General features: G+C 64.2%; 27 protein-coding genes. 7 read left to right on the top strand and 20 right to left on the bottom strand.

The genetic code is table 11. The features are described from left to right. Positions 1-7: 7 nt before the first annotated feature. A complete protein-coding gene (locus tag EJ079_RS03255; protein WP_127322019.1) occupies positions 8-331 on the bottom strand; it encodes a hypothetical protein in 324 nt (107 codons plus the stop codon). 112 nt (positions 332-443) lie between these two features. Between EJ079_RS03255 and EJ079_RS03250 the strand changes: the two genes are divergently transcribed. After that, positions 444-1,535: an LLM class flavin-dependent oxidoreductase gene (locus EJ079_RS03250; protein ID WP_127808071.1), complete on the top strand. Its 1,092-nt coding sequence runs from the start codon at positions 444-446 to the stop codon at positions 1,533-1,535. Positions 1,536-1,679: 144 nt separating this feature from the next. Here the strand turns inward: EJ079_RS03250 and EJ079_RS03245 are convergent, their stop codons facing one another. From EJ079_RS03245 to EJ079_RS03185, 13 genes are all read right to left on the bottom strand, one after another. Then, positions 1,680-2,075 (bottom strand): RidA family protein, encoded by a 396-nt coding sequence (locus EJ079_RS03245; protein ID WP_127808070.1) that lies wholly within the window; start codon positions 2,073-2,075, stop codon positions 1,680-1,682. A 60-nt stretch (positions 2,076-2,135) separates the two neighbouring features. Further along, positions 2,136-3,284 carry an acyl-CoA dehydrogenase family protein gene (locus EJ079_RS03240; protein WP_127808069.1) on the bottom strand — a complete coding sequence of 383 codons (1,149 nt, stop codon included), beginning with the start codon at positions 3,282-3,284 and terminating at the stop codon, positions 2,136-2,138. Between the two features lie 99 nt (positions 3,285-3,383). Further along, positions 3,384-4,196 (bottom strand): enoyl-CoA hydratase family protein, encoded by an 813-nt coding sequence (locus tag EJ079_RS03235; RefSeq protein ID WP_127808068.1) that lies wholly within the window; start codon positions 4,194-4,196, stop codon positions 3,384-3,386. Next, the gene (locus EJ079_RS03230; protein WP_127808067.1) at positions 4,193-4,663 is read right to left on the bottom strand and encodes a MarR family transcriptional regulator; all 471 of its coding nucleotides are present in this window, start codon (positions 4,661-4,663) and stop codon (positions 4,193-4,195) included. The genes EJ079_RS03235 and EJ079_RS03230 overlap by 4 nt, the downstream gene beginning before the upstream one ends. Continuing rightward, positions 4,657-5,430: an SDR family NAD(P)-dependent oxidoreductase gene (locus tag EJ079_RS03225; protein ID WP_127808066.1), complete on the bottom strand. Its 774-nt coding sequence runs from the start codon at positions 5,428-5,430 to the stop codon at positions 4,657-4,659. Before EJ079_RS03225 ends, EJ079_RS03230 begins: the two co-directional genes overlap by 7 nt. Beyond that, on the bottom strand, positions 5,427-7,721 hold the full coding sequence (locus EJ079_RS03220) for a bifunctional salicylyl-CoA 5-hydroxylase/oxidoreductase (RefSeq protein WP_127808065.1): 2,295 nt from the start codon (positions 7,719-7,721) through the stop codon (positions 5,427-5,429). Before EJ079_RS03220 ends, EJ079_RS03225 begins: the two co-directional genes overlap by 4 nt. 141 nt (positions 7,722-7,862) lie before the next feature. Then, positions 7,863-8,462 (bottom strand): VOC family protein, encoded by a 600-nt coding sequence (locus tag EJ079_RS03215; protein ID WP_127808064.1) that lies wholly within the window; start codon positions 8,460-8,462, stop codon positions 7,863-7,865. Between the two features lie 78 nt (positions 8,463-8,540). Next, the gene (locus EJ079_RS03210; RefSeq protein ID WP_127808063.1) at positions 8,541-9,377 is read right to left on the bottom strand and encodes an ATP-binding cassette domain-containing protein; all 837 of its coding nucleotides are present in this window, start codon (positions 9,375-9,377) and stop codon (positions 8,541-8,543) included. Then, positions 9,370-10,248, bottom strand: a complete 879-nt coding sequence (locus tag EJ079_RS03205; RefSeq protein ID WP_127808062.1) for an ABC transporter ATP-binding protein — start codon at positions 10,246-10,248, stop codon at positions 9,370-9,372. The genes EJ079_RS03210 and EJ079_RS03205 overlap by 8 nt, the downstream gene beginning before the upstream one ends. Further along, on the bottom strand, positions 10,245-11,093 hold the full coding sequence (locus EJ079_RS03200) for an ABC transporter permease (RefSeq protein WP_127808061.1): 849 nt from the start codon (positions 11,091-11,093) through the stop codon (positions 10,245-10,247). Before EJ079_RS03200 ends, EJ079_RS03205 begins: the two co-directional genes overlap by 4 nt. After that, a complete protein-coding gene (locus EJ079_RS03195; RefSeq protein ID WP_127808060.1) occupies positions 11,086-12,093 on the bottom strand; it encodes an ABC transporter permease in 1,008 nt (335 codons plus the stop codon). The genes EJ079_RS03200 and EJ079_RS03195 overlap by 8 nt, the downstream gene beginning before the upstream one ends. An 89-nt stretch (positions 12,094-12,182) precedes the next feature. Continuing rightward, entirely contained in the window at positions 12,183-13,712 is a 1,530-nt protein-coding gene (locus EJ079_RS03190) for an ABC transporter substrate-binding protein (protein WP_127808059.1), read from the bottom strand. Positions 13,713-13,823: 111 nt separating this feature from the next. Further along, positions 13,824-15,398, bottom strand: a complete 1,575-nt coding sequence (locus EJ079_RS03185) for an NAD(P)/FAD-dependent oxidoreductase (RefSeq protein WP_127808058.1) — start codon at positions 15,396-15,398, stop codon at positions 13,824-13,826. Between the two features lie 119 nt (positions 15,399-15,517). Between EJ079_RS03185 and EJ079_RS03180 the strand changes: the two genes are divergently transcribed. The 5 genes from EJ079_RS03180 to EJ079_RS03160 all read left to right on the top strand — a co-directional run bounded on the left by EJ079_RS03180 (position 15,518) and on the right by EJ079_RS03160 (position 22,205). Next, complete coding sequence (locus tag EJ079_RS03180; RefSeq protein ID WP_127808057.1) at positions 15,518-16,309, top strand: cyclase family protein; 792 nt, start codon at positions 15,518-15,520, stop codon at positions 16,307-16,309. A gap of 15 nt (positions 16,310-16,324) precedes the next feature. After that, positions 16,325-17,896 carry an NAD(P)/FAD-dependent oxidoreductase gene (locus tag EJ079_RS03175; RefSeq protein WP_127808056.1) on the top strand — a complete coding sequence of 524 codons (1,572 nt, stop codon included), beginning with the start codon at positions 16,325-16,327 and terminating at the stop codon, positions 17,894-17,896. Beyond that, complete coding sequence (locus tag EJ079_RS03170) at positions 17,896-18,378, top strand: MarR family transcriptional regulator (protein ID WP_127808055.1); 483 nt, start codon at positions 17,896-17,898, stop codon at positions 18,376-18,378. Before EJ079_RS03175 ends, EJ079_RS03170 begins: the two co-directional genes overlap by 1 nt. Positions 18,379-18,478: 100 nt before the next feature. Beyond that, positions 18,479-20,632 (top strand): indolepyruvate ferredoxin oxidoreductase subunit alpha, encoded by a 2,154-nt coding sequence (locus EJ079_RS03165; RefSeq protein WP_127808054.1) that lies wholly within the window; start codon positions 18,479-18,481, stop codon positions 20,630-20,632. Beyond that, positions 20,625-22,205, top strand: coding sequence for an indolepyruvate oxidoreductase subunit beta family protein (locus EJ079_RS03160; RefSeq protein ID WP_127808053.1), 1,581 nt, complete (start codon positions 20,625-20,627; stop codon positions 22,203-22,205). The genes EJ079_RS03165 and EJ079_RS03160 overlap by 8 nt, the downstream gene beginning before the upstream one ends. Before the next feature lie 120 nt (positions 22,206-22,325). Here the strand turns inward: EJ079_RS03160 and EJ079_RS03155 are convergent, their stop codons facing one another. The 6 genes from EJ079_RS03155 to EJ079_RS03130 all read right to left on the bottom strand — a co-directional run bounded on the left by EJ079_RS03155 (position 22,326) and on the right by EJ079_RS03130 (position 25,074). Further along, positions 22,326-22,607, bottom strand: a complete 282-nt coding sequence (locus EJ079_RS03155; protein ID WP_127808052.1) for a hypothetical protein — start codon at positions 22,605-22,607, stop codon at positions 22,326-22,328. Positions 22,608-22,719: 112 nt separating this feature from the next. Next, positions 22,720-23,175: a periplasmic heavy metal sensor gene (locus EJ079_RS03150; protein ID WP_127808051.1), complete on the bottom strand. Its 456-nt coding sequence runs from the start codon at positions 23,173-23,175 to the stop codon at positions 22,720-22,722. Continuing rightward, a complete protein-coding gene (locus EJ079_RS03145; protein WP_127808050.1) occupies positions 23,172-23,624 on the bottom strand; it encodes a hypothetical protein in 453 nt (150 codons plus the stop codon). The genes EJ079_RS03150 and EJ079_RS03145 overlap by 4 nt, the downstream gene beginning before the upstream one ends. Positions 23,625-23,704: 80 nt before the next feature. Then, entirely contained in the window at positions 23,705-24,247 is a 543-nt protein-coding gene (locus EJ079_RS03140) for an RNA polymerase sigma factor (RefSeq protein WP_127808049.1), read from the bottom strand. Between the two features lie 45 nt (positions 24,248-24,292). Next, positions 24,293-24,547, bottom strand: a complete 255-nt coding sequence (locus EJ079_RS33710) for a hypothetical protein (protein ID WP_245481809.1) — start codon at positions 24,545-24,547, stop codon at positions 24,293-24,295. 338 nt (positions 24,548-24,885) lie between these two features. Further along, complete coding sequence (locus EJ079_RS03130; RefSeq protein WP_023811455.1) at positions 24,886-25,074, bottom strand: DUF2158 domain-containing protein; 189 nt, start codon at positions 25,072-25,074, stop codon at positions 24,886-24,888. A 357-nt stretch (positions 25,075-25,431) separates the two neighbouring features. Here EJ079_RS03130 and EJ079_RS03125 point away from each other — a divergent pair, with 357 nt between their 5' ends. After that, a complete protein-coding gene (locus EJ079_RS03125; RefSeq protein ID WP_127808048.1) occupies positions 25,432-25,716 on the top strand; it encodes a hypothetical protein in 285 nt (94 codons plus the stop codon). The last annotated feature ends 160 nt before the right edge of the window (positions 25,717-25,876 follow it).

Genomic DNA, 25,876 nt, shown 5'->3' with positions numbered 1-25,876 from the left:
CAGGGCGTCAATTCATGGCAGCGACCAATGCGGTCATGGTTGGCGACGTTTTTTGTTGCAGATCGCGGATCTGCGCGCGCACGTCATCGAAGGCATGGCGCGCATTGGATGATGACTGGGACAGTATGAACGACAAGAACTGAGACTCCCACCCGGAGCACCCACGATGGACTGGCCGGCACGATGGACTGGTCTGCACGATGGACTGGCCGGCAAGCCCGTCCGGCAAGGCAATCGCCATCGACTGTGGAATGCTTATCCAAAGTGCGGCGCTTTTCAAGGCGAAAGTTTTAAGCTTAAAAAGCTGCGGTGTCGGTTGCGTGGCGGACACCGTGCGGCCCGCTGGAACCGATACCCGCGAGCGATGGCGACCCGAAGCTATTTCAGGCTTGAAATATCTCGGCACGGGCCTAGCGTGTGCTCTCTCGCCGGGAGGTCGCGACATGAACAAACCACACCCTTTGCACGGCCCGAACAGATTGAAGCTTGGCGTCTTTTCGACCAATGCCGATGGCGGCCTTGCTATCACAGACGTTCCGGAACGCTGGACGGCAAACTGGCAGGACAATGTGACCGCGGCCCAGATCGCCGACCGCGCAGGGCTGGAGTTCATGCTGCCGATCGCGCGCTGGCGCGGTTTTGGCGGCCGCAACAAGGTGCGCGAATGGTCGTTCGAAACCTTCACATGGGCGGCGGCGCTTGCTGTGGCTACCGAGCAGATCGGCCTGTTCATGACCGTGCATGTGCCGCTGGTGCATCCGCTCTATGCCGCCAAGGCGCTGGCGACGGTCGACCATATCAGCCAGGGCCGCGCGGGCTTGAACATCGTCTGCGGCTGGAACCCGAAGGAATTCGGCATGTTCGGCACGCCGCTGGTCGAGAAGGGCTATGACCAGGCGGCCGAATGGATCGAAATCCTCGAAAAGCTCTATGCCTCGGCCGAACCGCTCGATTACGAAGGCACCTATTATCGCCTCAAGGAGGCTGTCAGCCGGCCGGCCAGCCTGCAGGTTCCCCGCCCCGTGACCATGAACGCCGCATTCGGCGGGCCGGGCCGCGATTTCGCCGCCGCCCGGTGCGATTATCTGTTCACGACCTTTTCGGAAATGAGCGATGCCGGCAAGCATGTCGCCGATATCAGCGAGCGGGCCGACAAGGCAGGCCGTGATGTCGGTGTCTACACGGTGGCGCATGTCGTCTGCCGCCCTACCATGGAAGAGGCGCAGGCCTACTACACGCGCTATGCCCTCGATATGGCCGACCACGATGCGGTCGATGCCCATATGGCCGGCAAGAAGGAATTCTCGCAGTCCCACGACCCGCACGCCTATGACCGCTACCGGCAGCGCTTCGCCGGCGGCGCCGGCACCTACCCGCTGATCGGAACGCCTGAAACGATCGCCGCCGACATGGCCGCCATCGCCGGACACGGCTACCAGGGCATCGCGCTGTCCTTCGTCAACTACACGCAAGAACTGCCCTATTTCTGCGATCACGTACTGCCGATTTTACGGCAAGCGGGACTGCGCGTATAGCCGAAGGTGTGTTGAGATTCAGGTCAGGCCGAGTCGAAAACGGTGGGTTACGAGAACCGGAGCGGAGCGTACTTTTCGTACGCGAGCACCGGAAGCGCAGGAAGCTGCCGTTTGCAGACCGGCATCACCTGAATATCAGTACACCTATTCCGGGATGACGGCAGTTGCCTGAATCTCCACCTTGGCGCGGTCTTCGACCAGCGCCATCACCTGCATGGCGGCCATCGCCGGAAAGTGCCGGCCGATCACCTCGCGATAGGCCTCGCCAATGCCCCTGAGGTTGGCCAGATACTCGGCCTTGTCGGTGAAATACCAGGTCATCGAGGTGATGTGCTGCGGCCCCGCACCGGCCTCGGCCAGCACCGCCACGATGTTCTGAAGCGTCTGTCGCACCTGGCCAACGAAGTCGTCGGTCTCGAACTGGCATTGGCCGTTCCAGCCGACCTGTCCACCAACGAAGACGAGCTGTCCGCGTGCCGCGACGCCATTGGCGTAACCGACAGGTTTTGCCCAGCCTTCCGGCTGCAGAATCGTATGCATTCAAAACCTCCCGGTACCCAAAAAACCAAGTCTCAAAAATCGCTCGTCGATTTCCAGCCGTCAGGCCGCGCCCATCACTTGCCGCGCGATCACCACTTTCTGCACGTCGGAGGCACCCTCGTAGATGCGCAGCGAGCGGATCTCGCGATACAGGCTTTCGACGATATGGCCTTTGCGGACGCCGTCGCCGCCATGCAACTGCACGGCCTTGTCGATCACCTCTTGCGCCTTGTCGGTGGCAAACAGCTTGGCCATCGCCGCCTCGCGGGTGACCCGCGCGGCGCCCATGTCCTTGGTCCAGGCGGCGCGGTAGACCAGCAGCGCCGCCGCATCGATGTCGAGCGCCATGTCGGCGATGTGGCCCTGCACCATTTGTAGTTCGCCCATCGGGGCACCGAACAGCTTGCGCTCGGCCACGCGTTTGATGCTCTCGTCCAGCGCGCGGCGGGCAAAGCCGAGCGCCGCCGCACCGACGGTCGAGCGGAACACGTCGAGCACCGACATGGCGATACGGAAGCCGTCGCCGGGCTTGCCGATCCGCGCAGCGGCAGGCAGGCGGACCTGGTCGAAAGACAGGCGCGCCAGCGGGTGCGGCGCGATCACTTCCAGCCGTTCGGCGATGCCAAGGCCCCTGGCGTCGCCAGGCACGAGGAAGGCGGAAAGCCCCTTGGCGCCCGGCGCCTCGCCGGTGCGGGCAAAGACGACATAGAGGTCCGCGATGCCGCCATTGGAGATCCAGGTCTTTTCACCCGACAGAACGTAATTGTCGCCGTCGCGGGTCGCCGTCATTTCCGTGTTGGCGACATCCGATCCCGAGCGCGGTTCCGACAGGGCGAAGGCGGATATCGCCTTTCCGGCACGCGTCTTCGCAAGCCATTGCTGCTGGTGCGGCGTGCCGAACAGGCTGAGCGCGCCGGTACCAAGCCCCTGCATGGCGAAGGCGAAATCGGCCAACCCGTCATGACGGGCGAGTGTCTCGCGCGTGATACACAAAGTGCGGACGTCGAGGGGGCCAGGATTGTCTGGGTCGATCGCCGTCGGCTTCAGCCAGTCGTCTCGCCCGAGCTTGCTGACCAGCTCGCGGCAGGCGGCGTCGACATCATGGTGGGAGACCGGCAGGTTTTTCGCGCACCATACGTCGAGCTGCTCGGCCCACTTGCGATGGCGGTCTTCGAAGAACGGCCAGGAGAGGAAGGAGCGGTCAGGCATGGGTGCTTCCACCACTATTCTCCAGGCCCTGCGCTCTGCGGCGCCGGTAGGACAGAGGGGGGCGCTGTCCCGCCGACGTCTCCACGGAATGCATCATCCTCAATCGCCCTCGAACACCGGCTTTTCCTTGGCCACGAACGCCTTGTAGGCGCGCTCGAAGTCGCGGGTCTGCATGCAGATCGCTTGCGCCTGCGCTTCCGCCTCGATCGCCTGGTCGAGACCCATCGACCATTCCTGGTTGAGCTGCGTCTTGGTGATGCCGTGCGCAAAGGTCGGGCCGGAGACGATGCGCGCCGCCATATCGAGCGCGTCGTGCTCCAGCGAGGCGGCATCGACCAGCCGGTTGTAGAAACCCCAGCGTTCGCCTTCCGCCGCCGTCATGGTGCGGCCGGTGTAGAGCAGTTCGGCGGCGCGGCCCTGGCCGATGATGCGCGGCAGGATCGCGCAGGCGCCCATGTCGCAGCCGGCGAGGCCGACGCGGGTGAACAGGAATGCGGTCTTGGCTTCCGGCGTGGCGATGCGGATATCGGAGCTCATCGCAATGATGGCGCCGGCGCCGACCGCGACACCGTCGACCGCAGCAATGATCGGCTTGCCGCAATTCAGCATCGCCTTGACGAAATCGCCGGTCATGCGGGTGAAGGCCAAGAGCTCCTTCATGTCCATCTTGACCAGCGGGCCGATAATGTCGTGGACATCGCCGCCGGAGCAGAAATTGCCGCCATTGGAGAGGAACACCACGGCGTCGACATCGTCGGCATAGACGAGGTCGCGGAACGTGTCGCGCAGCTCGGCATAGCTGTCGAAGGTCAGCGGGTTCTTGCGCTCCGGCCGGTCGAGCCGGACCTTGGCGATCCTGCCCTCGACCTCCCACAGGAAATGCTTCGGCTTGCGCCCGGCCATTGCGGTCATTCGCGTCCCTCCCAGTTGCTGCGGAACGAGGTCAGCATGCCGGTCAGCCGGCGCGCGTCGTCCTCGCTGACCTTGCCCAGCAATTCGCCGATCCAGCCTTCATGCGCCGCAGCGATGGCGGCAAATGCCTGCGCGCCTTCCTCGGTCAGCCGCACCATCGACGTGCGGCGGTCGCCATTGCGCCTTGCGCGGGCGACAAGTCCTTCCGAAACCAGCCGGTCGACGATGCCCGTGACATTGCCGTTGGAGACCAGCAGGAAGCGCGACAGGTCGCTCATCAGCATGCCTTCCGGCATCCTATAGAGTGCTGCCATCACGTCGAAGCGCGGCAGCGTCGTGTTGAACTCCTTCTTCAGCCGCTCGCGCAGCTCGGCCTCGATCGTGCGGGAGGCTCGCAGCAGCCTGATCCACAGCCGCAAGCGGTCTTTGCCGGGTCCCGACGGCGCGGGCAGGGGGCCGGCTACCATGTTTCGCCTCCTGAGATGGAAATCGCCTGTCCCGTTATCGACTGGGCGGCGTCGCCGCACAGCCACAGCACGGCGGCGGCGACCTCATCCGGCTGGATGAAGCGGCCTTGCGGGTTGGTCGAGGCGAGGCTTGACCGCGCTTGCTCGACCGAGCGGCCGGTCTTCTCGATGATGCGCTGGATGGACTCTTCCAGCATTTCGGTTTCCACAAAGCCTGGGCACACCGCGTTGACGGTGACGCCCGATTTCGCCGTTTCGGCGGCAAGCGCCCGCATCAGGCCAACGACGCCATGCTTGGCGGCGACGTAAGACGCGACGTAGGCGTAGCCTTTCAGGCCGGCGGTCGAGGCGATGAAAACAATTCGTCCTGTTTTCCGCACGGCCATGCCGGCCAGCGCCGGCTTCACCGTCAGGAAGGCGCCGGTCAGATTGACGTCGAGCGTTCGCTGCCAGTCGCTGAGCGCGGTTTTGTGCGCCGGGGCGCTGCCGGCCATGCCGGCATTGGCGACGACGATGTCGAAGGGTCCGCGCGCGGCTTGCGCCGTCTCGTAGAGCGCCGCCATTGCCACTTCGTCGGTGACATCGGCGGCAATGCCGAAGATGCGGCCGTTCTCCCCGGCCACCTCAGTGAGCTCGGCTTCCCGGCGGCCGCAGATGGTGACATCGATGCCGGCAGCAGCCAGCGCCAGCGCGATGGCCCGCCCGACGCCGGAGCCACCGCCGGTGACCAGCGCATGCTTGCCGGGTATCGTCGCGGCGGTACTCATACTTTCAGCCCCGCTGCGGCGTCGCGCTCGGCCAGACGGTAGAGCTGGTCGCGCCCGGGCAGATAGGGATCTGGCCATTTGACACCACGGTCGCCGAGCGTCACGGCGGCATGCAGTGTCCAGTAGGGATCGGTGAGATGCGGCCGTGCCAGCGCCACCAGATCGGCGCGGCCGGCCATCAGGATCGAATTGACATGGTCCGGCTCGTAGATGTTGCCGACCGCCATCGTCGCCATGCCGACTTCGTTGCGGATGCGGTCGGAAAACGGCGTCTGGAACATGCGGCCATAGACAGGCTTGGCCAGTGCCGAGGTCTGGCCTGCCGAGACGTCGCAGATGTCGACGCCGGCCTCGTGCAGCAGCCGTGCGATCTCGACCGCGTCGGCCGGTGTGACGCCCTCGATGCCGACCCAGTCATTGGCCGAAATGCGCATCGAGATCGGCTTCTCCGCCGGCCAGGCGGCGCGCACCGCGCGGAAGATTTCGAGGGGATAGCGCATGCGATTATCCAGCGAACCGCCATGTTCATCCGTGCGCCGGTTGGTGACCGGCGTGATGAAGGACGACAAAAGATAGCCGTGTGCGGCGTGGATCTCGAGCATGTCGAAGCCGCAACGAGCGGCCATCTCGGTGGATGCGACGAATTCGTCGCGCACACGGTCCATGTCGGCGCGATCCATCGCCTTCGGCACCTGATTCTGCGGCGACCACGCGACAGCCGAGGCCGCCATCACAGGCCAGTTGCCCGAGGTCAACGGCATGTCGGTGCCTTCCCAGCCGAGCCGGGTCGAGCCCTTGGCGCCGGAATGGCCGATCTGGGCGCAGATCTTCGCCTCGGTCTCGGTGTGGACGAAATCGACCAGCCGCTTCCATGCCACCTCATGCTCGGGCGCATAGAACCCCGGACAACCGGGCGTGATCCGCCCTTCCGGGCTGACGCAGGTCATCTCGATATAGATGAGGCCGGCGCCGCCCTTGGCCCGCTCGGCATAATGGGTGAAATGCCAGTCGGTCGGACAGCCGTCGACGGCCTTGTACTGCGCCATCGGCGAAACGACGACGCGGTTCTGCAGCCTCATGTCGCGAAGCTTGAACGGCGCGAACATCGGCGCGCGGCGCAGGCTGTTGCCGCCGGCGCCCGCCTGGCGCTGGAACCATTCCTCCGCGCTTTCAAGCCATTCGGCATCGCGCAGTCGCAGATTCTCGTGGCTGATGCGCTGCGAGCGGGTCAATAGCGAATAGTTGAACTGCACCGGATCGAGGCCGAGATAGCGCTCGACCTCCTCGAACCATTCCAGCGAATTGCGCGCCGCCGATTGCAGCTTCAGCACCTCGGTGCGGCGGGCATCCTCATATTTACGGAAGGCGGCATCCAGGTCCGGCTCGGTTTCGACATATTCGGCCAGCGCCACGGCACTTTCCAGTGCCAGCTTGGTGCCGGAGCCGATCGAGAAATGGGCTGAGGCCGCCGCATCGCCCATCAGCGCCAGATTCTTGTAGGACCAGCGCTCGCACAGCACGCGCGGGAAATTGATCCAGGCCGAACCTCGGATGTGGTTGGCATTGGTCATCAGCGCGTGGCCGCCGAGATGTTTTTCGAAGATCCGCTCACAAAGGACGATCGATTCCTGCTGCGACATCGCGCCGAAGCCGAAGGCAGCCCAGGTTTGTTCGCTGCACTCGACGATGAAGGTCGCGGTGTCGCTGTCGAACTGGTAGGCGTGCGCCCACACCCAGCCATGCTCGGTCTTCTCGAAGATAAAGGTGAAGGCGTCGTCGAACTTCTGGTTGGTGCCGAGCCAGACGAACTTGCATTTGCGGGTGTCGATGTCGGGCTTGAAGATGTCGACGAAACTGTTGCGCGCCCTGGAGTTCAGGCCGTCGGCCGCGACAACCAGATCATGCGTCTCCATGTAGGGCTTGGGATCGGCGATGTCCGTCTCGAACATCAGCTTAACGCCGAGTTCGCGCGCCCGGCGCTGCAGCAGGACCAGCAGCCGCTTGCGGCCGATGCCGCAGAAACCGTGACCTGACGAGACCGTGCGCACGCCGTCATGGATGACGGCGATGTCGTCCCAGTAGGCAAAGTGCTTCTTGATCCAGACAGCGCTGACCGGGTCGTTTTTCGACAGATTGTCGAGCGTCTCGGCCGACAGCACGACGCCCCAGCCGAACGTGTCGTCGGCGCGGTTGCGCTCGAACACCGTCACATCGTGCGCGGCGTCCCTCAGCTTCATCGAAATGGCAAAGTAGAGGCCGGCTGGTCCGCCGCCGAGAACCGCAACCTTCATGTCTGCGATCTCCTCTTCGCTTGCTGGAGTTCAGTATCGCGCCGGCAACAAGATATTTCAAGCTTAAAGTTTTATATCAAAACGATTATCCTGACATGGCGAAAGCGCGCCTGCGTGTCATCGCGCAAGCGCGCTGCCGGATCACTTTTCCGGGTTCTTCGGGCTCCACAGCACCGTCTCGGCGTCCTTCTCATAGGCCATGCCATCGGGATAGCTGATCGCTTCCAGTTGCAGTCCCCACGGCGCCTGGAAATAGAGGATGGTCTGGCCGGCGGCCGGCCCTTCCTTGACCGGCAGCGGCCCCATCCGCGTCTTGACGCCCTTGCCTTCGAGATAGGCTTTGGCGGCAGCGACGTCGTCGACATAGAAGGCGATGTGGAAGCCGCCAATGTCGCTGTTCTTCGGCGTCAGGTCCTTCTGGTCCGGTGCTGTGTATTTGAACAGCTCTATGTTCGATCCATAGCCGCAGCGCACCATGGTGACCTCTTCGATCACCGCCTTCGGGTCGACGCCCAGGAGATCCTGCATGAAGGTGCCCTTGTCGTCGGCGAACGGACCGAACGACATCGCCTTCTTGCAGCCGACCACTTCGGTGAAGAAGTCGACCGCTTGCTTCATGTCGGGAACGGTGATGCCGGTGTGGTCGTGGCCGCGCATGCCCGGGATCGAATCCGCCGAGGCCATGCCGGCGCTGCCGAGCATCGCGGCGGCCAGCGTTGCAATTGCGATAGTGGTCTTCATGTCAGTCCTCTCCATTTGGCGGGACTTGGGTCTTTGTGGTCGCACGCCCGAGGCCCGCTCTTCGGCGTGCGTATGCATTCATGTCGGCGCCTTGGCGGCGGCGGGGATGTCCAGCCAGCCAGCATCGATCTCGGGCAGCGGAATGGCTGCGATCAGGTCGCGCGTGTAGGCCTGCCGTGGATTGTCGAACAAGACGTCGGTGGTGCTCGCCTCGACGATCACGCCCTCGCGCATGACGATCACTTGCCGGCACAGCCGCCGAATGACCGACAGATCGTGGCTGATGAAAGCGACGGTCAGGCCCATCTCCGCCGCCAGCTTCTCCAGCAGGGTGAGGATCTGCGCCTGCGTCGACACGTCGAGGCCGGAGACGATCTCGTCGGCCAGCACGAATTTCGGCGACAGCGCCAGCGCGCGCGCAATGCCGACGCGCTGGCGCTGGCCGCCCGACAGTTCGTGGCGGTAGCGGCTGGCGAAACTTTGCGGCAGGCCGACACGCTGCAGCGCCTCAGCCACGCGCGCCTTGAGATTGTCGCCGAGGCCATTCTGCTTGAGCGGTGCGGCGATGATGCTGGCAATGGTGCGGCGCGGGTTGAGCGACGACATCGGATCTTGAAAAATCATCTGCAGATTGCGGCGCAGAGGCCTGAGCTCCGCTTCCGGCAGATGCGTGATGTCGCGGCCGTCGAAAGTGATGCTGCCTGCGCTGGGTTCCAGCAGGCGCACCAAAGCGCGGCCGAGCGTCGACTTGCCGGAACCGGATTCGCCGACGATGCCGGTCACCGAGCCCCTGGGCAGGTCGAAATCCAGGCCCTTCAGGATTTCGACCAATGGCGCGCGGCCGATCAGTGGCTTGCGCGTCATGTCGGGCAGCGCGACCTTCAGCCCGCGCACGGAGAACAACGGTTCAACCATACGGCCGCCTCCAGGCTTGGTCGGCGGCAGCGATCTCCGAAGCAAGCCCGGCCAGCACCGCCTCGTCCACCGGCTTCAGCGAGGCGAAAGGATCGGTGTAGCGTGGCGTCGCCGCCATCAGCGCTCGCGTGTAGGGGTGCTGCGGTGCTGCGAAGAGGGCAGCCGTGTCGGCCTCCTCCACCACCTTGCCGGCATAAAGCACCGAGACTCTCTGGCTGATCTTGGCGACGACGCCGAGATCATGGGTGACGAACAGGATCGCCGTGCCATGCTCGCGCTGCAATTGCACGATCAGCCGCAGGATCTGCTTCTGCACGGTGACGTCGAGCGCCGTGGTCGGCTCGTCGGCGACGATCAGCCTTGGCTCCGCGGCGAAGGCCGCAGCGATCAGCACGCGCTGGCGCATGCCGCCGGAAAGTTCGTGCGGATAGCTCTTCAGCACGCGGTCGGGATCGCGGATTTGCACCTCGTCCAGCAATTGCCGGATGCGGGTATCGGCCTTCTCGCCACTCCAGCCGAGGATGCGCACCAGCCGGTCGGTCATCTGCGAGCCGATGCGCCGCGACGGGTTGAGCGCGGTCAGCGGGTCCTGCGGGATCAGCGCCGTGCGCGCCCCGATCAGCGTGCGTCGTGCCTTGGGTTGCAATTTGCCGAGGTCTTCACCCTCGAGCAGCATGTCGCCTTCGACAATGCGCACGCTCGACGGCAGCACACCGAGCACCGCCTTGCCGATCATCGTCTTGCCAGCGCCGCTCTCGCCGACCAGCGCGCGCACTTCGCCGGGCTGAACGGAGAGCGACACCGAGCGCAGCACGCGCTGGCCGTTGGGCAGCACCGCACTCAGATCCCTGATGTCGAGGCAGGCGCTCATCGCAGCACCGGATCGAAACGCGTCTTCAGCGCCTCGCCGAACTGGCTGAACGACAGCACGGTCAGGATCAGCGTGATCAGCGGAAACACCAGCACCCACCAGGCCTGATGGATCGACAGCCGGCCCTCGGCGATGATGCCGCCCCAGGTCGGATCGTCGGTCGAGATCGACAGATTGACGAAGGACAGGATCGCCTCGACGATGACGGCGATGCCCATTTCCAGCGACAGCAGCGCGACGATCGACGGCACCACATTGGGCAGCACTTCGCGCAGCATGATGCCGATGCGGCCGTAGCCGGCAATGCGGGCATTCTCGACATAGTCCATGCGCGACTGACCCATCGTCTCGGCACGGATCACCCGGCAGAAACGCGTCCAGTCGATGATGGCGATGGCCAGGATGACGGAACTCAAGCCCGTGCCGAGCACCGCCACCAGCAATATGGCAAACAGCACCGGCGGAAACGCCATCCAGACATCGACGATGCGCGAGATGATGCGGTCGGCCCAACCGCCGAAATAGCCTGCGATCAGGCCTAGCGTCGAACCGACCACGCAGGCGGCGATGGCTGCGGCGAATGCGACGATGAAGGCGATGCGGCCGCCGAAGATCAGCCTCGACAACAGATCGCGGCCGAGGCTGTCGGTGCCGAGCCAATAGCCGGGTTCGGCTCCATTCATCCAGAATGGCGGCAGTCGTTCCAGCATCAGATCCTGTGCCAGCGGATCCTGGGGCGCGACAAGCGGACCGAAGATCGCGGCCAACAGCGCCAGCAGCAGCCAGCCGCCGGCCAGCCACAGGCGTGGCGACACACCTCGCCTTCGAGCACGGCCCTCATCCATGGCGCAGCCTCGGATTGAGCAGCGCATACATCATGTCGACGCTGAGGTTGATCAGCACGAACAGCAGCGCGAAGACCAGCACGATGCCTTGAATCAAAGGCAGGTCGCGGTTGATGACCGCGTCGATCGCCATATTGCCGAGACCCTCATAGGAGAACAGCCGTTCGACGATGACGGTGCCGCCGATCAGGAAGGTGAACTGCACGCCGACCAGCGTCAGCGTCGGCAGCGCGGCATTCTTCAGCGCCTCGCGCAGGATGACCTGCGTTTCCGAAAACCCCTTGACCCGCGCCAGCACGACATAGTCGAGGTCGAGCACTTCCTTCAGCGACTGTTTCAGCAGCTGCGAGATGATTGCTGCCAGCGGCAGCGCCAGCGCCACGGCCGGCATCAGCATGTGCTTCAGCAGATCCCAGGTGAGGTCGAGGCGCAGGCGCAACAGGCTCTCGAACAGATAGAACTGGGTCACGAAGGGCAGGTCCAGTTGCGGCGACACCCGCCCGGAAATGTCGAAGATCGGCACCAGCACGCCGAACAGCAGGATCAGCACCAGGCCCCACAGGAAATCGGGAATCGAAAGCGCCGCGCCGCTGGCGATGTCGATGCCGGTCTCGACCGCCGTGCCGCGTTCGCGCGCGCCGATGATCGCCGTCGTGCCGCCGATCGCCACCGCCATCACAAGTGCGACGATGGCGAGTTCCAGCGTCGCCGGCAGCCGGTTGAAGACGAGGCCCAGCACATCCTGCCGCAGCGAAATCGAAGTGCCGAAATCGCCCCGGGCCACGCCCGACAGCCAGATGAAGAATTGCTGGACGATGGTCTTGTTGAGGCCGTAGAGCGCGCGCAGCCGGGCAATGTCGGCATCCGTCGCGCCGGGCGGCAGCATCATGGCGATCGGATCGCCGGGCGCGACGCGGATCACGACAAAGACGACGACGGCCACGCCGAACAGCGTGATCAGCATCGTCAGAAGGCGGATCAGGAATCGTTGCAGGAGCATGTAAATCTTTGCAGGAGCTCGTTGGCTCGTATGCCGGATAGAAATGCGCGCCGTCGCTATGGACGGCGCGCGGCAATTCCAGGCCGATGTCAGGCCGGGGTCATCAGGGCCGGCAGCAGCGCGCCGGACACATGCTGCACCACATTGACGCCCTTGGCATGCACGATCGGCTGCGCATACTGCATCAGCGGCAGCACATAGGCCTGCTCGGCGATGTATTTGTCGACACCCTTCCAGCCGGCGATGCGCTTGGCCTCGTCCTTTTCGCCCCACAGCGGGTTGATCATGTCGATCAGATCCTGGCTGTCCCACACCGAATGCGGGCTCGGGCCGTACATGGCAAAGCCGGTCGAGGTGGTCGGATCGCCGATGGCATTGCCCCAATTGTAGAAGGCGGCCGGCGCCAGCTTGTCGGCGGCGCGCAGTTCGTAGTGCTTGGCGATCTCGTAGACCTCGATCGTCGCCTCGATGCCGACCTTGCGCCACATGCCGACGATCGCCTGGATCATCTCATAGTCCTTGGGCTTGAAGCCCTTGGTCGTCTGGATGGTGAACTTGACCGGCTTTTCCGGCGAGTAGCCGGAAGCGGCGAGCAATTCCTTGGCCTTTTCCGGATTGTGCTCGACCTTGATCGACGCGTCGTAGGATGCGTATTCCGGCGTTTCCAGCGTATCGATCGGCTGCCCGTAGCCGCGCAGCAGGCGATCGACCAGCAGCTTCTTGTCGACGGCCATCACGGCGGCCTGACGGACGTTCTTGTCCAGCATCGCCTCGATATCGTTGAAGAAGATCATGCCGATGTCGGAAACGTTCTTGCACGAGCCGGCAAGCCCGTCCTTGGCGATCAGCCGGTCATACTCCTCATAGGGAATTTCGAGCGTCACCTGCGAGGAGCCGGATTCGATCTCGGCGACGCGGCTTGCCGCGTCGGCGACGAACTTGATCGTCACATTCTCGAAGGCCGGCTTGCCGCCCCAGTAGTTCGGGTTTGCCTTGAGCCGCAGGAAGGCGTTGCGCTCGAATTTTTCGACCATATAGGGGCCGGTGCCGATCGGCGCCTTCTCGAAACCTTCGGCGCCGACCTTCTCGTAGTAGGCCTTCGGCATGATGTAGCCGGTCAGGAACGACATCCATTTGAAATAGACTGGGTCGAACTGCACGACGTCGCCGGTGATCTTGTTGCCGTCGATCTTGAAGTTGTTGACGTTCTTCCAGACGAACTGGATCGGGTTGCCGGTCTTTTCGTCGCCTGCCCGCTGCAGCGACCAGACGACGTCCTCGGCCGTGAACGGCGAGCCGTCATGCCAGGTCACGCCCTCGCGCACCGTCATCATGATCTTGGTGCGGTCGTCGTTCCAGCCCCATTCGGTGAGCAGGCCCGGCGCGAAGGAAAGGTCGGGCTTCTGTGGGATGAACTGGTCGAACACCGACTGGTACAGCCCCTGGATGGTCGGGTTGACGGCCGAGGGGCCGGTGGTTGGATCCCAGGATGGCAGGTTGACGTTGTAGGCGATGGTCAGTTCGCCGGCAGCCGCCCTAGCGATCGACGGCAGGCCGACGGCGGCCACCCCGAGTGCCGCGGCGCTGTATCCCAGCAATTCACGTCTGTTGATTGTCATGGTCGTTCCCCTTGTTGGTTTTGTTTCTGCGCGCGGCGTCTTAGTTCATTGGTTCAGGCTTCTTGGGCAGCAGCGCCTTGCCCCTTGCAGCCTCAAGGAAATCCTCGGCTCCTACCTCCCGCCAAGCTGTTGTGCGAGCATGAAGCCCGACGCCGCACCGGTGCCGGCGCCCGGCCATGTCGCGGCCCCGGTGAGGTGCAGATTGGCCACCGGCGTGTTCCATCCGGCATAGCCGCGCGCCGGGCGGAACAGGAAATTCTGCGCCAGATGATGGCTGCCGCAGACCTGGTCGCCGCCGACGAGGTTGGGGTTCTCGCGCTCGAGATCGATGGGCGAAAACACGGCGCGGCCGAGGATCTTGTTGCGCAGGCCGGGCGCATAGGTCTCGATGATATCGAGGACACGCTCGGCGTAGGCTTCCTTCACCTTGTCCCAATGGTCCGGCGCGATCTTGCCGGCGGCATCGCCCAGGATTTCGGCGGGCAGCATGCGCACCTGCACCCACAGCACATGCTTTCCCTGAGGCGCCCGCGACGGGTCGATCGCCGTCGGCTGGCCTACGACCAGCACCGGCTCGTCCGGCAGCATGCCCGCCATCGCCTGCTGATAGGTGCGGGACATGGCGTCGAGCGACGGCGACAGATGCACATAGGCGAACTGCCGAAGCTCCGCTCCGGCACGCCAGTCGGGCAGATCGTCGAGCGCTAGGTGGATCATCATCGTCCCCGGCGCGTGGCGGAATTTTTGCATCGCCGTATCGAAGCCGGCATCGCCCGAACCGTTCGCCAGCAGCTTGCCGGTCAGCGCCTTGGGCGCGACGCCGGCAATGACCGCCTTGGTGGCGCTATGCGTTTCACCCGAAGCGAGCCGCACGCCGGTCGCCTTGCCGGCTGAAACCGTGATTTCCGCTACCTCGGCCCCGGTGACGATCCTGCCGCCGGCGGAGGTCACCATGCCCGAGAGGGCACGGATGATGGTGTCGGCGCCGCCCTTGCCCAGCACCATGCCGAAACTCTGGTTGGCCATCGATTCCAGATAAGGGAACACAGCACCGCCGGCGATGTCGGGCGCGAAGTCGAGATGCATGCCCCAGGTGGCGAGCGTTGCCCTGATATGCGGCGACTCGAAATTCTCCTCCAGCCAGGCGCGGGGCGAGGACAACAGCAGCCGGCAGGTGTCGACCGCCCCAGACATGCCTTTCTTGCGCCACAGGTTCCACGCCGTGCCGGCCAGCGCACGGGCGCTCATCGGCGATCCCAGCAGCCGGAACAGGTGTTCGGCCTCCGCCGGGAAGGCGGCGACCAGCCTGCGCCATGTCTGGGCGTCGGCGGCGGAGAAGGCGGCGATGCGCGCGGCGGTCTTTTCCAGATCGTTGCTGACGCCGAACCAGCGTCCGTCGGGGAATGCGCTGGCGAAACAGTCGACGACCGGGGCGAACTCCAGCCCCTGCGCTTTCAATTCATTTGCATATTTCCGGTGGAAGGCCGAGCCGGCGAAGAGGCTGAGATTCATCGCGCCGAAATCGTGGCGGAAGCCGGGGAGGGTGAATTCGCGCGTCTGGACGGCGCCGCCGATTGTTGCGCGGCGCTCGAAAATCCCGGTTTTCCAGCCTTTGAGCGCCAAATGCGCGGCGCATGCCAGACTGTTGTGGCCCGCCCCGACAAAGATGGCGTCGAACTCGCTCACGCCTCGTCCCCATTTCCTTTATGCTTAAAGATAATTGCAGATGCATATGTTTTCGTCTAGTAGGATATTAAGGGCCGAGACGAGCCTTGATCATCACACGAAAGAGGGAACTTCAAACCATGGACACGCAAAAACTCCTCGGCGAAGTCGCCAGCCAGCTTCTTTCAGGCGCCATCAAGGTGGTCGACCTGTCGGCGACGCTCGGGCCGGATACGCCGTTGATCAAGCTGCCGCCGGAACTCGCCGTCGACACGCCGAAGGTCGAGATCCACAATATCTCCCGTTACGACAAGAACGGTCCGTGGTGGGCCTGGAACTGGCTGAAGCTCGGCGAGCATTCGGGTACGCATTTCGATGCGCCGCAGCACTGGATCTCCGGCAAGGACTATCCGGACGGCGCCACCGACACCATTCCGGCGCAGAATTTCGTCGGCCCGGTCAATGTCATCGACTGTTCGAAGGAAGCCGCCGCCGACCACGATTTCCTGCTCACCGTCGACCACATCAAGGCTTGGGAAGCCGAGCATGGCGCGATCAATGCCGGCGAATGGGTGGTGATGCGCACCGACTGGTACAAGCGCAACGGCTCGGAAGCCGAGTTCCTCAACGCCAACGAGACCGGCCCGCACACGCCGGGGCCGACGGCCGAAGCCATCCAGTTCCTGATCGGCAAGGACATCAAGGGCTGGGGCTCGGAGACGATCGGCACGGATGCCGGCAAGGCCGGCGGCATGGAGCCGCCATTCCCGGCGCACACGCTGATGCACAAGGCCAACCGCTACGGTCTTGCCAGCCTCTGCAACCTCGACCAGCTGCCGCCGAAGGGCGCCATCCTGATCGCGGCGCCGCTCAAGATCGAACATGGCACCGGCAGCCCGATCCGCGCGCTGGCGCTGGTTTCGAAGGGCTAAGCGAAAGCGTTTGCCGTGACCCAGCCGGATCACATCATCGTCGGCAGCGGTATCAACGCGCTGGTCTGCGCGGCGATGCTCGGCGGCAAAGGGGCGCGTGTGCTCGTCCTGGAGCGCAACGACCGCATCGGCGGCTGCCTGCGCACCGAGGAGATCACCGCGCCCGGCTTCATCCATGATGTGATGGCGACGACCTTCGTGCTGTTCATCACCTCGCCGGCCTTTGCGGCACTGGGCGCCGACCTCGCGCGCCACGGGCTGGAGTTCTGCCACACGGGCACGCCGACCGGCGTGCTGCGGCCGGACGGCAGCCATGCCGTGCTCGCCACCGACCGTGCCGCCAACGTCGTCGCCCTTAATGCGATCGCGGCAGGCGAGGGTGACCGGCACGCGGATGATGTCGGCGGCATCGAGCGCAATGCCGGCCTGCTTTTCGGCCTGCTCGGCGGCAGCCTGTGGTCTTACCCGACAGCGAAGCTGCTTGCCGGTGATGGCTGGCGGCGGGGCCCGCGTGGCCTTGCCGCCTTTCTCGGCGAAGCGCTCGTGCCGGCGCGCGGCTGGCTCGAAAGCACCTACCAGTCTGAAACCATCCGTGCGCTGTGGGCGCCCTGGGTACTGCATGCTGGATTAGGCCCTGAAGATGCGTTCTCCGGCCAGATCGCCAGGGTTATCGCCTTCGCGCTTGAGGCGGCGGGCGCGCCGATCGTCAAGGGCGGGGCAAAAAACCTGCTGGCGGCCTTCGAGGCTTTGATCCGGGAACGCGGCGGCGACATCCGCACCGGCGCCGACGTCGCTTCGATCGTTCAAAGCAATGGCCGGGCAACCGGCGTGCTGCTGGCCTCGGGTGAGACAATCACGGCCAATAAGGGCGTCATCTGCTCGGTCACGCCGACGCAGCTCTATGGCAGGCTGCTTGGCGCGGATGCTCCCAAAGCCGATGTCGAGGCGACGCGGAAATACCGCTACGGCAAAGGCAATTTCCAGATCCACTACGCCCTGGACAAATCGCCAGCATGGCGGGGCGAAGGCCTGGACAAGGTGGCACTGCTGCATCTGACGCCTGGGCTGGATGGCGTCTCCAAAGCCTGCAACGAGGCGGCGCGCGGTATGCTGCCGGAGGTGCCGACCATCTGTGTCGGCCAGCCGCATGCGCTCGACCCGTCGCGCTGCCCGGAAGGCAAGGCGGTCCTCTGGCTGCAACTGCCCGAGGCGCCTCGCCACATCAAGGGCGACGCCGCCGGCAAGCTGCAGGCACCAGCGGACGGGCAATGGACCGATGTGCTGCGCGAAGCCTATGCCGATCGCGCTGAAGCGATCCTCGCCAGCCATATCGAGGGCTTCAAGGACAGCGTCATTGCGCGGCGCGCCTATTCGCCGGCCGATCTCGAGGCGATGAACATCAATCTGATCGGCGGCGATCCCTATGGCGGTTCCTCGACCATCGACCAGTCCTTCCTTTGGCGGCCGTTCAAGACCAGCCGCAACCATCAGACCGGCATCAAGGGCCTCTACCATATCGGCGCCTCGACCCACCCGGGCGCGGGCCTTGGCGGCGGTTCCGGCTTTCTCCTGGCGGGGAGGCTGTAATGGAAGAGAAGGTCACTGAGAAGCGCCAGCGCATTTCGACCCTGGGGCAGATCGGCCTGCAGCAATTCGCGCCCTATCTGATGAACCGCATCATGGGCCGCTACAACGCCACTTTGCGCGACGATTTCCGCAAGCAAGGCCTGACCATTCCGCAGGTCCGCACGCTGGCCGTGCTGTCGGTCACCGACGGCATCACCGTCAACGACCTCTCGGTCTATACGGTCATCGAGCAATCGACCTTGAGCCGGACGCTCGACTCACTGGAGGGCCAGGGCCTGGTACGGCGCGAACAGGGTGTCACCGACAGCCGCATCCGCCATGTGTTCCTGACCGACGAGGGCCGCGCCGAGTTCGCGCGCGCCTGGCCGGCCATGCATGACGCCTTCGAGGCGATGTTCGACGATATCAACGACGCCGAATATTCCGCACTCATCGCCACGCTTTTGAAGATGCTGAAGAACATTCGCAAGCACGACATCTAACATGACCCCGAAAAGTGGATCCCGGTTTTCGGAAGAGGTCATGCTCAAGCAGATAGACCTACGCGCCGCCAGCGCAGGGCGGCAACGGAAGGATTGAAAAATGGCCGAACGCTCTTTTGCCAGGGAAGTCGAAAAGCTTCGGCTCGGCGCCGGCGAGGAATTTGCCGGCGAAGGCATCCTCGCCATCACCAAGGCGCTGCTGCAATGCGGCGTCGGCTATGTCGGCGGCTATCAGGGCGCTCCGATCAGTCACCTGATGGACGTGCTGGCCGACGCGCAGGACATTCTGGGCGAACTCGGCGTGCATTTCGAAGCCAGCGCTTCGGAAGCCACCGCCACCGCCATGCTGGCGGCGTCAGTGCATTATCCCATCCGCGGCGCCGCCACCTTCAAATCGACGGTCGGCACCAATGTCGCCTCCGATGCGCTGGCCAACCTCGCCTCCGGCGGCGTCACCGGCGGCGCGCTGATCATTGTCGGCGAGGACTATGGCGAAGGCTCCTCGATCATGCAGGAGCGCAGCCATGCCTTCGCCATGAAAAGCCAGGTCTGGCTGCTCGACCCGCGACCCAATCTGCCGTCGATCGTCAAGGCGGTGGAGGATGGTTTCGAACTGTCCGAGATTTCCAACACGCCGGTCATGCTGCAGGTGCGCATCCGCTGCTGCCACGTGCATGGCCATTTCATCGCCAAGGACAACAAGCGGCCGCCGATGACCGTCGCCGATGCGCTCGACGCGCCGCGCCGCGACACCGGCCGCATCGTGCTGCCGCCAGCGTCCTTCCTGCATGAGAAGGAGAAGGTGCAGAAGCGCTGGCCGGCGGCGGTGGACTTCATCGCCAAGAACAAGATCAACGAGTTCTTCGGCTCGGATCATGGTTCGGTCGGCATCGTCCTGCAGGGCGGCATGTACAATTCGGTCATCCGCGCGCTGCAGCGGCTCGGCCTTGCCGACATTTATGGCGACACCGACGTGCCGCTCTATGTGCTCAACGCCGTCTATCCGCTGATCGATGACGAGTTCCTGTCGTTCTGCGAGGGCAAGCAGGCGGTGCTGGTCGTCGAGGAAGGCCAGCCCAACTACATCGAACAGGCCTTTGCTTCGATGCTGCACAAGGCCGGTCGCGGCACCAGGCTGGTCGGCAAGGAGTACCTGCCGATGGCCGGCGAATATACCGGCCAGGTCATGCTTGACGGCATCGGCGCCTTCCTGCGCGCCGAGGCGCCGCATCTGCTGCCCGGCGAAGTGCGCGCGCCCAACAAGGTCGGTGACGGCGTCGACGCAGCCGATCTGATCAATGTCGTGCCGGGCCGTCCGCCGGGCTTCTGCATCGGCTGCCCGGAACGGCCGATCTTTGCCGCGACCAAGCTGGTCGAGCAGGAGCTCGGCAAGCACCACATAGCCTCCGACATAGGCTGCCATCTGTTCTCGATCATGCCGCCCTTCGAGCTCGGTGCCACCACCATGGGCTATGGCCTGGGTCCGGCCTCTGCCTCAGCCTTCAACTCGCCCGATGCCAAGCGCCGTTCGATCTCCTTCGTCGGCGATGGCGGTTTCTGGCACAATGGCCTGACCTCCTCGATCGGCAATGCGGTGTTCAACAAGAACGACGGCGTCATCGTCATCGTCGACAATTTTTATTCGGCGGCCACGGGTGGGCAGGACATCCTGTCATCGCGCGCCGGCAACAAGACCAAGTCGACGAAGCACCCGATCACCGAGGCGGTCAAAGGCATGGGCGTCAAATGGCTGCGCCATGTCGACCGCACCTATGACGTGACCAAGGTGCAGGACACGCTGCGCGAAGCACTGACGACGGAGGAGAAAGGGCCGAAGGTCATCGTCGCTTCGTCCGAATGCATGCTCAACCGGCAGCGCCGCGAAAAGCCGCTGGTCGACAAGGCGATCAAGGGCGGCGAGCGTGTGGTGAAACCGAAATTCGGCGTCGATGAGGACATCTGCACGGGCGACCATGCCTGCATGCGGCTGTCCGGCTGTCCCTCGCTGTCGGTCAAGTCAACAGACGATCCGCTGCGCGACGATCCGGTCGCTCATATCGACCAGAGCTGCGTTGGCTGCGGCAATTGTGGCGACGTCGCCGATGCGGCGGTGCTCTGCCCATCCTTCTACCGCGCCGATGTCGTGCACAATCCGAGCCGCTGGGATCGCTTCCTGGAAGCCGCGCGCCGGGCCACCATCAGCCTGTTGCAACGCCGCCGCGAAAGCCGGCGCCTGACCTTCGCCGATGCTTGACGCCGTCCCCCCACTTCGCGCCCGCGCCGGCGCTCAGGATAGCGAGCGTGTCATCAAGCTCGCCGTGCTGGCGGTCGGCGGCCAAGGCGGTGGCGTGCTCGCCGACTGGATCACCGCTGTCGCCGAGCGCAACGGCTATGTTGGGCAATCGACCTCGGTCGCCGGCGTCGCCCAGCGTACCGGCGCCACCATCTATTATGTCGAGATGGCCCGCGACACCGGCCGGCTGCCGGTCTTCGCGCTGTCGCCGTCGCAGGGCGACGTCGACATCCTGATCGCCGCCGAATTGATGGAAGCCGGCCGTGCCATCATTCGCGGCTTCGTCACGCCCGACCGGACCACGCTGATTGCCTCGTCGCACCGCATCGCCGCCGTGTCGGAAAAGATCGAACCGGGCGATGGCCGGGCTTCGTCCTCCAAGGTGCATGCGACGGCGGAAGCCGCATCGAAGCGCTTCATCGCTTTCGACATGGAGAAGATCGCAGCCGACAATGGCTCGATGATCTCGGCCAGCCTGCTTGGCGCGCTGGCGGGGTCCGATGCGCTGCCCTTCACCCGCGAGAGCTACGAACAGGCGATCGGTGCCGGCGGCCGGGGCGTCAAGGCCAGCCTCGCTGCCTTCGGCGCTGCGTTTGACCGCGCGCGCGGCACGGCAGCGCCGGCGCCGAAGCCGGCCGAGCCCGCGATGGTCGAATCTGCCTTGGGCACAGGACAGGTGAGTGGCCCGCAAAACCTGCTGCAGGGCTGGCAGGCCTTGGCTGCCCGCATCGACCTGTTGCCGGTAGCCGTGCGCGACATGGCACTTCGGGGCTTGAGAAAGGTCGTCGACTATCAGGACATCGCCTATGGGTGCGAGTATCTCGACCGGTTGGACAAGGCCGTCGCGCTGGACGGGCCGCTTCAGGGCTATGGCTTGTCCATCGCCGCCGCCAAGCATCTGGCCAACGCGCTATGCTACGACGATATGATCCGCGTCGCCGATCTCAAGACGCGCTCGACGCGCGGCAAACGTGTGCGCCGCGAGGTCGGCGTCAAGGACGGCTCGATCCTGCAGGTGACCGAATATTTCCACCCGCGCATCGAGGAGTTCTGCGGCACGCTGCCGGCGGGACTGGGCAGCTACATCGAGGAACGGCCGAAGCTCGCCGCCTTTCTCGACCGCCGCATCAACCATGGCCGCCGCATCCGCACCGACAGTTTTGCCGGCTTTGCGGCTTTGTGGTTCATCGGCGGCCTGCGCCGCTGGCGTCGCAGTCTGCTGCGCCACAAGGTCGAGGTCGCGCATCTCGATCGCTGGTACGCGCTGGCTCTCGACCATGTGCCCCAGGACTACGCACTGGCCGTCGAGATCCTCAATTGCCGCCGGCTGATCAAGGGCTACAGCGACACCCATGTCCGGGCACAGTCGAAATTCGACCGCGTGCTGTCGGCGCTCGACCTGGTCAAGGGCCGGACGGACGCCGCCGACTGGATCCGCCGCCTGCGCGAGATGGCGCTGAAGGACGAGAAGGGCGACATGCTCGACGGCGCGCTGAAGACGGTGGCGACGCTGGGGCCGGACCCAATCAGCTGAGATATCTAGCGGGCGTCCACGGATTGGAGCGGCGCTAACCTTAACTCCGGGCTGGCTGACAGGATTGCCCGTGCGCCGGCGCTGACGCGGGGCCAGGTGCCTGACCCCGCGGTGCTTTGATCAGTAATGGTGCCAGCGGCGCCAGTGATGGTGCGGGTGCCAGCCATAGACCGGAGCGTGCCAGTAGTGGTAGCGCGGGCGCACGATGACGACGCCGTTCGGCACGCAACGGCCCCATCGGTTCGGGTGCCAGCCGATGCCGCAACCCCAGCGGACATGCTCGACCAGGGCGGCCGGCTGGGCAACGGACACGATGGGCATTGCGCTGGACGCGGTGGCGGTCACGACAGTTCCACTGACCGCCAGGATAGCGGCTGCTGCATAGTTTTTCAGGCGACTCATAATTGGGCTCCGAGTGCATTCGAGTTTGAAGATGGCCGCCCGGCACGGTGCGATCGGGCAGGCTTGTCCCTTCTCTTCGTTAAACGGCGTCTCGAGCATTTTCCGTCGGTCGTCATGGCGATTTTTTCGGCGCAACGGCAGCGCGGCGTTCCATATGGCGCAGCAATGCCTGTGCCAGCACGCTCCGGTTTTCGGGTGATGTGTTCGCCGCGAAGTCGACAATGGCCTGCTCGAGCCGGGTGCGAACCGTCGCGTCGGCGTTGCGTGCCCGCTCCAGGGCGGCGGACAAGGCGGCCTTGTCCATGACAGGCTGTTGCAGCAGGTCCGCTGCCTGCTGCCTGGCCTGCTGGCCATCGAGAATGATCTGACGGGACTGCACGCGAACCTGGCGCAGCGCCTCGCGGAACGCCTTGCGATCCTGGTCGGGAAGTTGTCGGCCGGCCGATTCCAGCGAGACACCCGATTTGGCATTTCTCAGCCAGACCGCACCACCGACAAATGCGCCGGCAAGAAAGACGTTCAGCACCACGGAAGCAATGACCAGACCACGGACCCAGCGCGTGCTCATAGGCTTTCCTCACCGTTCTCGGCAGCGGGGCCGGCATCACCAAACGCCGTCACATTGGCATCCAGCACAGTATGGTCGGGCTGGACCTCCGGCGTGACGATGGTCACCAGGGCCAGCCCTGCCACGGCGCCGGCCAGACCAATGCCGGCAAGTCCAAGTCCCAGCCACCAGAACCGCTGACGCCGGCGCTGGACGAGGTGCCGGCCGGCAGCCTGCAAGATGCTGCCGTGCAGTGCCTTGTCCGGGGCGTCGACGCGGTAGCTGTCGAGCAGCGCGTCAAGTGTTCCGGCCTGCCTCAAGATGGCCTTGCCCGCGCCGCTCGCGGCAAAGACCGTGCCGGCCATTCGCTCAGCCGCGGGCCATCGCCGCAAGTCGCCGCCATAGGCCTGGGCCAAGACGGCAAAGCGCCTGGCATCCATTGCGGGTTCGTTCCTGGATCCTTCAGCCATGTGTCTCCCCCTTGCCCGTCGGCGCCGAGCGCCAGGCGGCACCAGCAAGGCGCAATGGTGCGTTGGTGCTTGCCCGGCGCTTACTCATCGGTGCCATCCCCCGCCAGGATCGCCTGCAGCGACCGCCGGCCGCGCGCAAGCAGGCTTTCCAGGGCATCGACGCTGATCTGCAAGGTCGCTGCCGCCTCGATATTGGACATCTCCTGATAGTAGACCAGAACGATCGCTTCGCGCTGGCGCGGCGCTATGGCTTGCAGCGCCCGTTCGACCCGAAGCGCGTCCTCCTGGCGAGGGGCGTCGGGAAGTGCCGCAGGGTCGACCACGTCCGGCAGGTCGCCGGTCACCCACTCGCGCCTGCGACGCAGCCGGTCGTAGCAAAGGTTGAGCGTCACCCGGTGGGTCCAGCTGTCGAAGCGCGCATTGCCGCGCCGCCAGCTCGCGGCATGGCGCCAGATCCGCACGAAGGTTTCCTGCGCGACATCCTCGGCCTCCGCCGCATCGCCGAGCATGCGCACGGCAAGCGCCAGGATACGCGGCAGCTTGCGCGCGACGAGGGTTTGCACGGCTGCGGGCTCGCCGGCGCCAACACGGCGAACCAGCTCCTCGTCCGGATCCGCAGCCATCAGTCGGCGCACTCCCGATATTCATCGCGCGTCATTGCCTCTTGGTCATTGCCCCGGCTTGGGAGCGGTTTTATGGCCCGGCAGTTCGTCGGCCGTCAGAATGCCGTCGGCATTCTTGTCCAGCCTTGCAAAGCGCCTGGCGAAGAAGGCATCGAGTTCGGCGCGGTCGATGAAGCCGTCATGGTTGGAATCGATCCGCGCGAAGGATTTGGCGGCGTCGCCCTTGACGTTGCGCTTCGTCTGAAAGGCCTCCCATTCCAGCAGGCTGATCTTGCCGTCGCCATCCGTGTCGGCCGCCATGATCGCCTTTTCGCGCCGCTTCTGGAATTTTGGCCAGCGTGATGTCGGACCTGGCCACCGAGGCGCCTGGCGCGGCAAGTGGCGCGGCGGTCGGCGGTGCAGGCGGCGTCGTTGCCTGGGCGAGAGCCGCAACGGCCTGCAAACTCAAGGCAACGAATCGAACGGTTGATCATGTTGTGCGTCTCTCCAGGTTGGCGCGACGCAGACGGCTTGTGCCGCCATCGCGCTTCAACCGTTAAACGCCGCGACCCGGAAAATCCGTCGGTCGCGCCTGCTGATCCGTTCACGCCCGGACAAAAGAGGGTGCCCATCCCGACTCGATCGGGATGGAAGGAACTCTAGTCCGACTGGTCCGCCGCAATCAGTTGTTCCGGCTTGAACCCGGCATGTTGCGGGGTCCACACCTCGCCCTCGCGATTGAACCAGTGGCACAGATACATGCCCGAGGCTGCCCCATCGCTGATCGTCATCCTGGGACCTCCGGATTTCAGCCTGACGACGTCTCCGGTCTTGAAATTGTTGGGCATTTTTGACCTCCCATGCTGAGGCCATGATTTTCACACCAAACCGGTGTCTCGACAATGGCAGATCTGCCAGGCCGGCGCCGCAATCCTTTGCACCAGCTGCGAAGGGGCAGACAGACGACAAAAATGGAGGAGGAATGGTGCCGCTTGCGGGCACCTAACAGCACTAACTTCCAGCTATAATATAAGCGAAATTTTCAAGCGGAAAATCAAAATACCCCCTACAATGCCCCCATATTAAAACACTGTTGAATTCGTCGCTTTGGGGCGATGTAAAGCGTGGAATCGCGACATGCGGACCCAACACGCCCGTGCTACGATTTGGAGCAGGTAGGCTAACAGGGTAGTCGGCACGGCACCATGAAACGACCAGATAGTCGAGCTAAGGCCGCAGAAGTCTGGCTGAAATTTGATGCGGAACTTAAACGGCAACAGAGTCCAGAACTGCCGATTGAAGAATTCAACTTTCGAGACTCTGTATGGGAAGTGTTCGACCCAGTCTCGGTAGCCGAAGTTCTTCTAGACAAACGGCGCGCGTTCTTTGGCCTGAAAGAAACCGCGTTGCAAGGCTATACAGCTTGGATAATCAGACCGGACAAGTTGCGGCTACGTCGAAATGCAATTGCATTGGCCGCCATCAGCTAAATGGTCAAGGGAGAATCCAGGCTGATTGGTGAATTCTCAAGGGTCAGGCTGGCGATCGACCTGTTAGCCAGATACCAGGAAATTGGAATACATTTCTTCGAGGAGATATACTATCCGATCGGCGGTGCTGCAGCTTTTCACAAGACAAGCGCTCGACAAT

The sequence above is a fragment of the Mesorhizobium sp. M7A.F.Ce.TU.012.03.2.1 genome (assembly GCF_004006095.1).
Lineage (GTDB): Bacteria > Pseudomonadota > Alphaproteobacteria > Rhizobiales > Rhizobiaceae > Mesorhizobium.
This window is presented reverse-complemented; position numbering and strand designations above follow the sequence as displayed.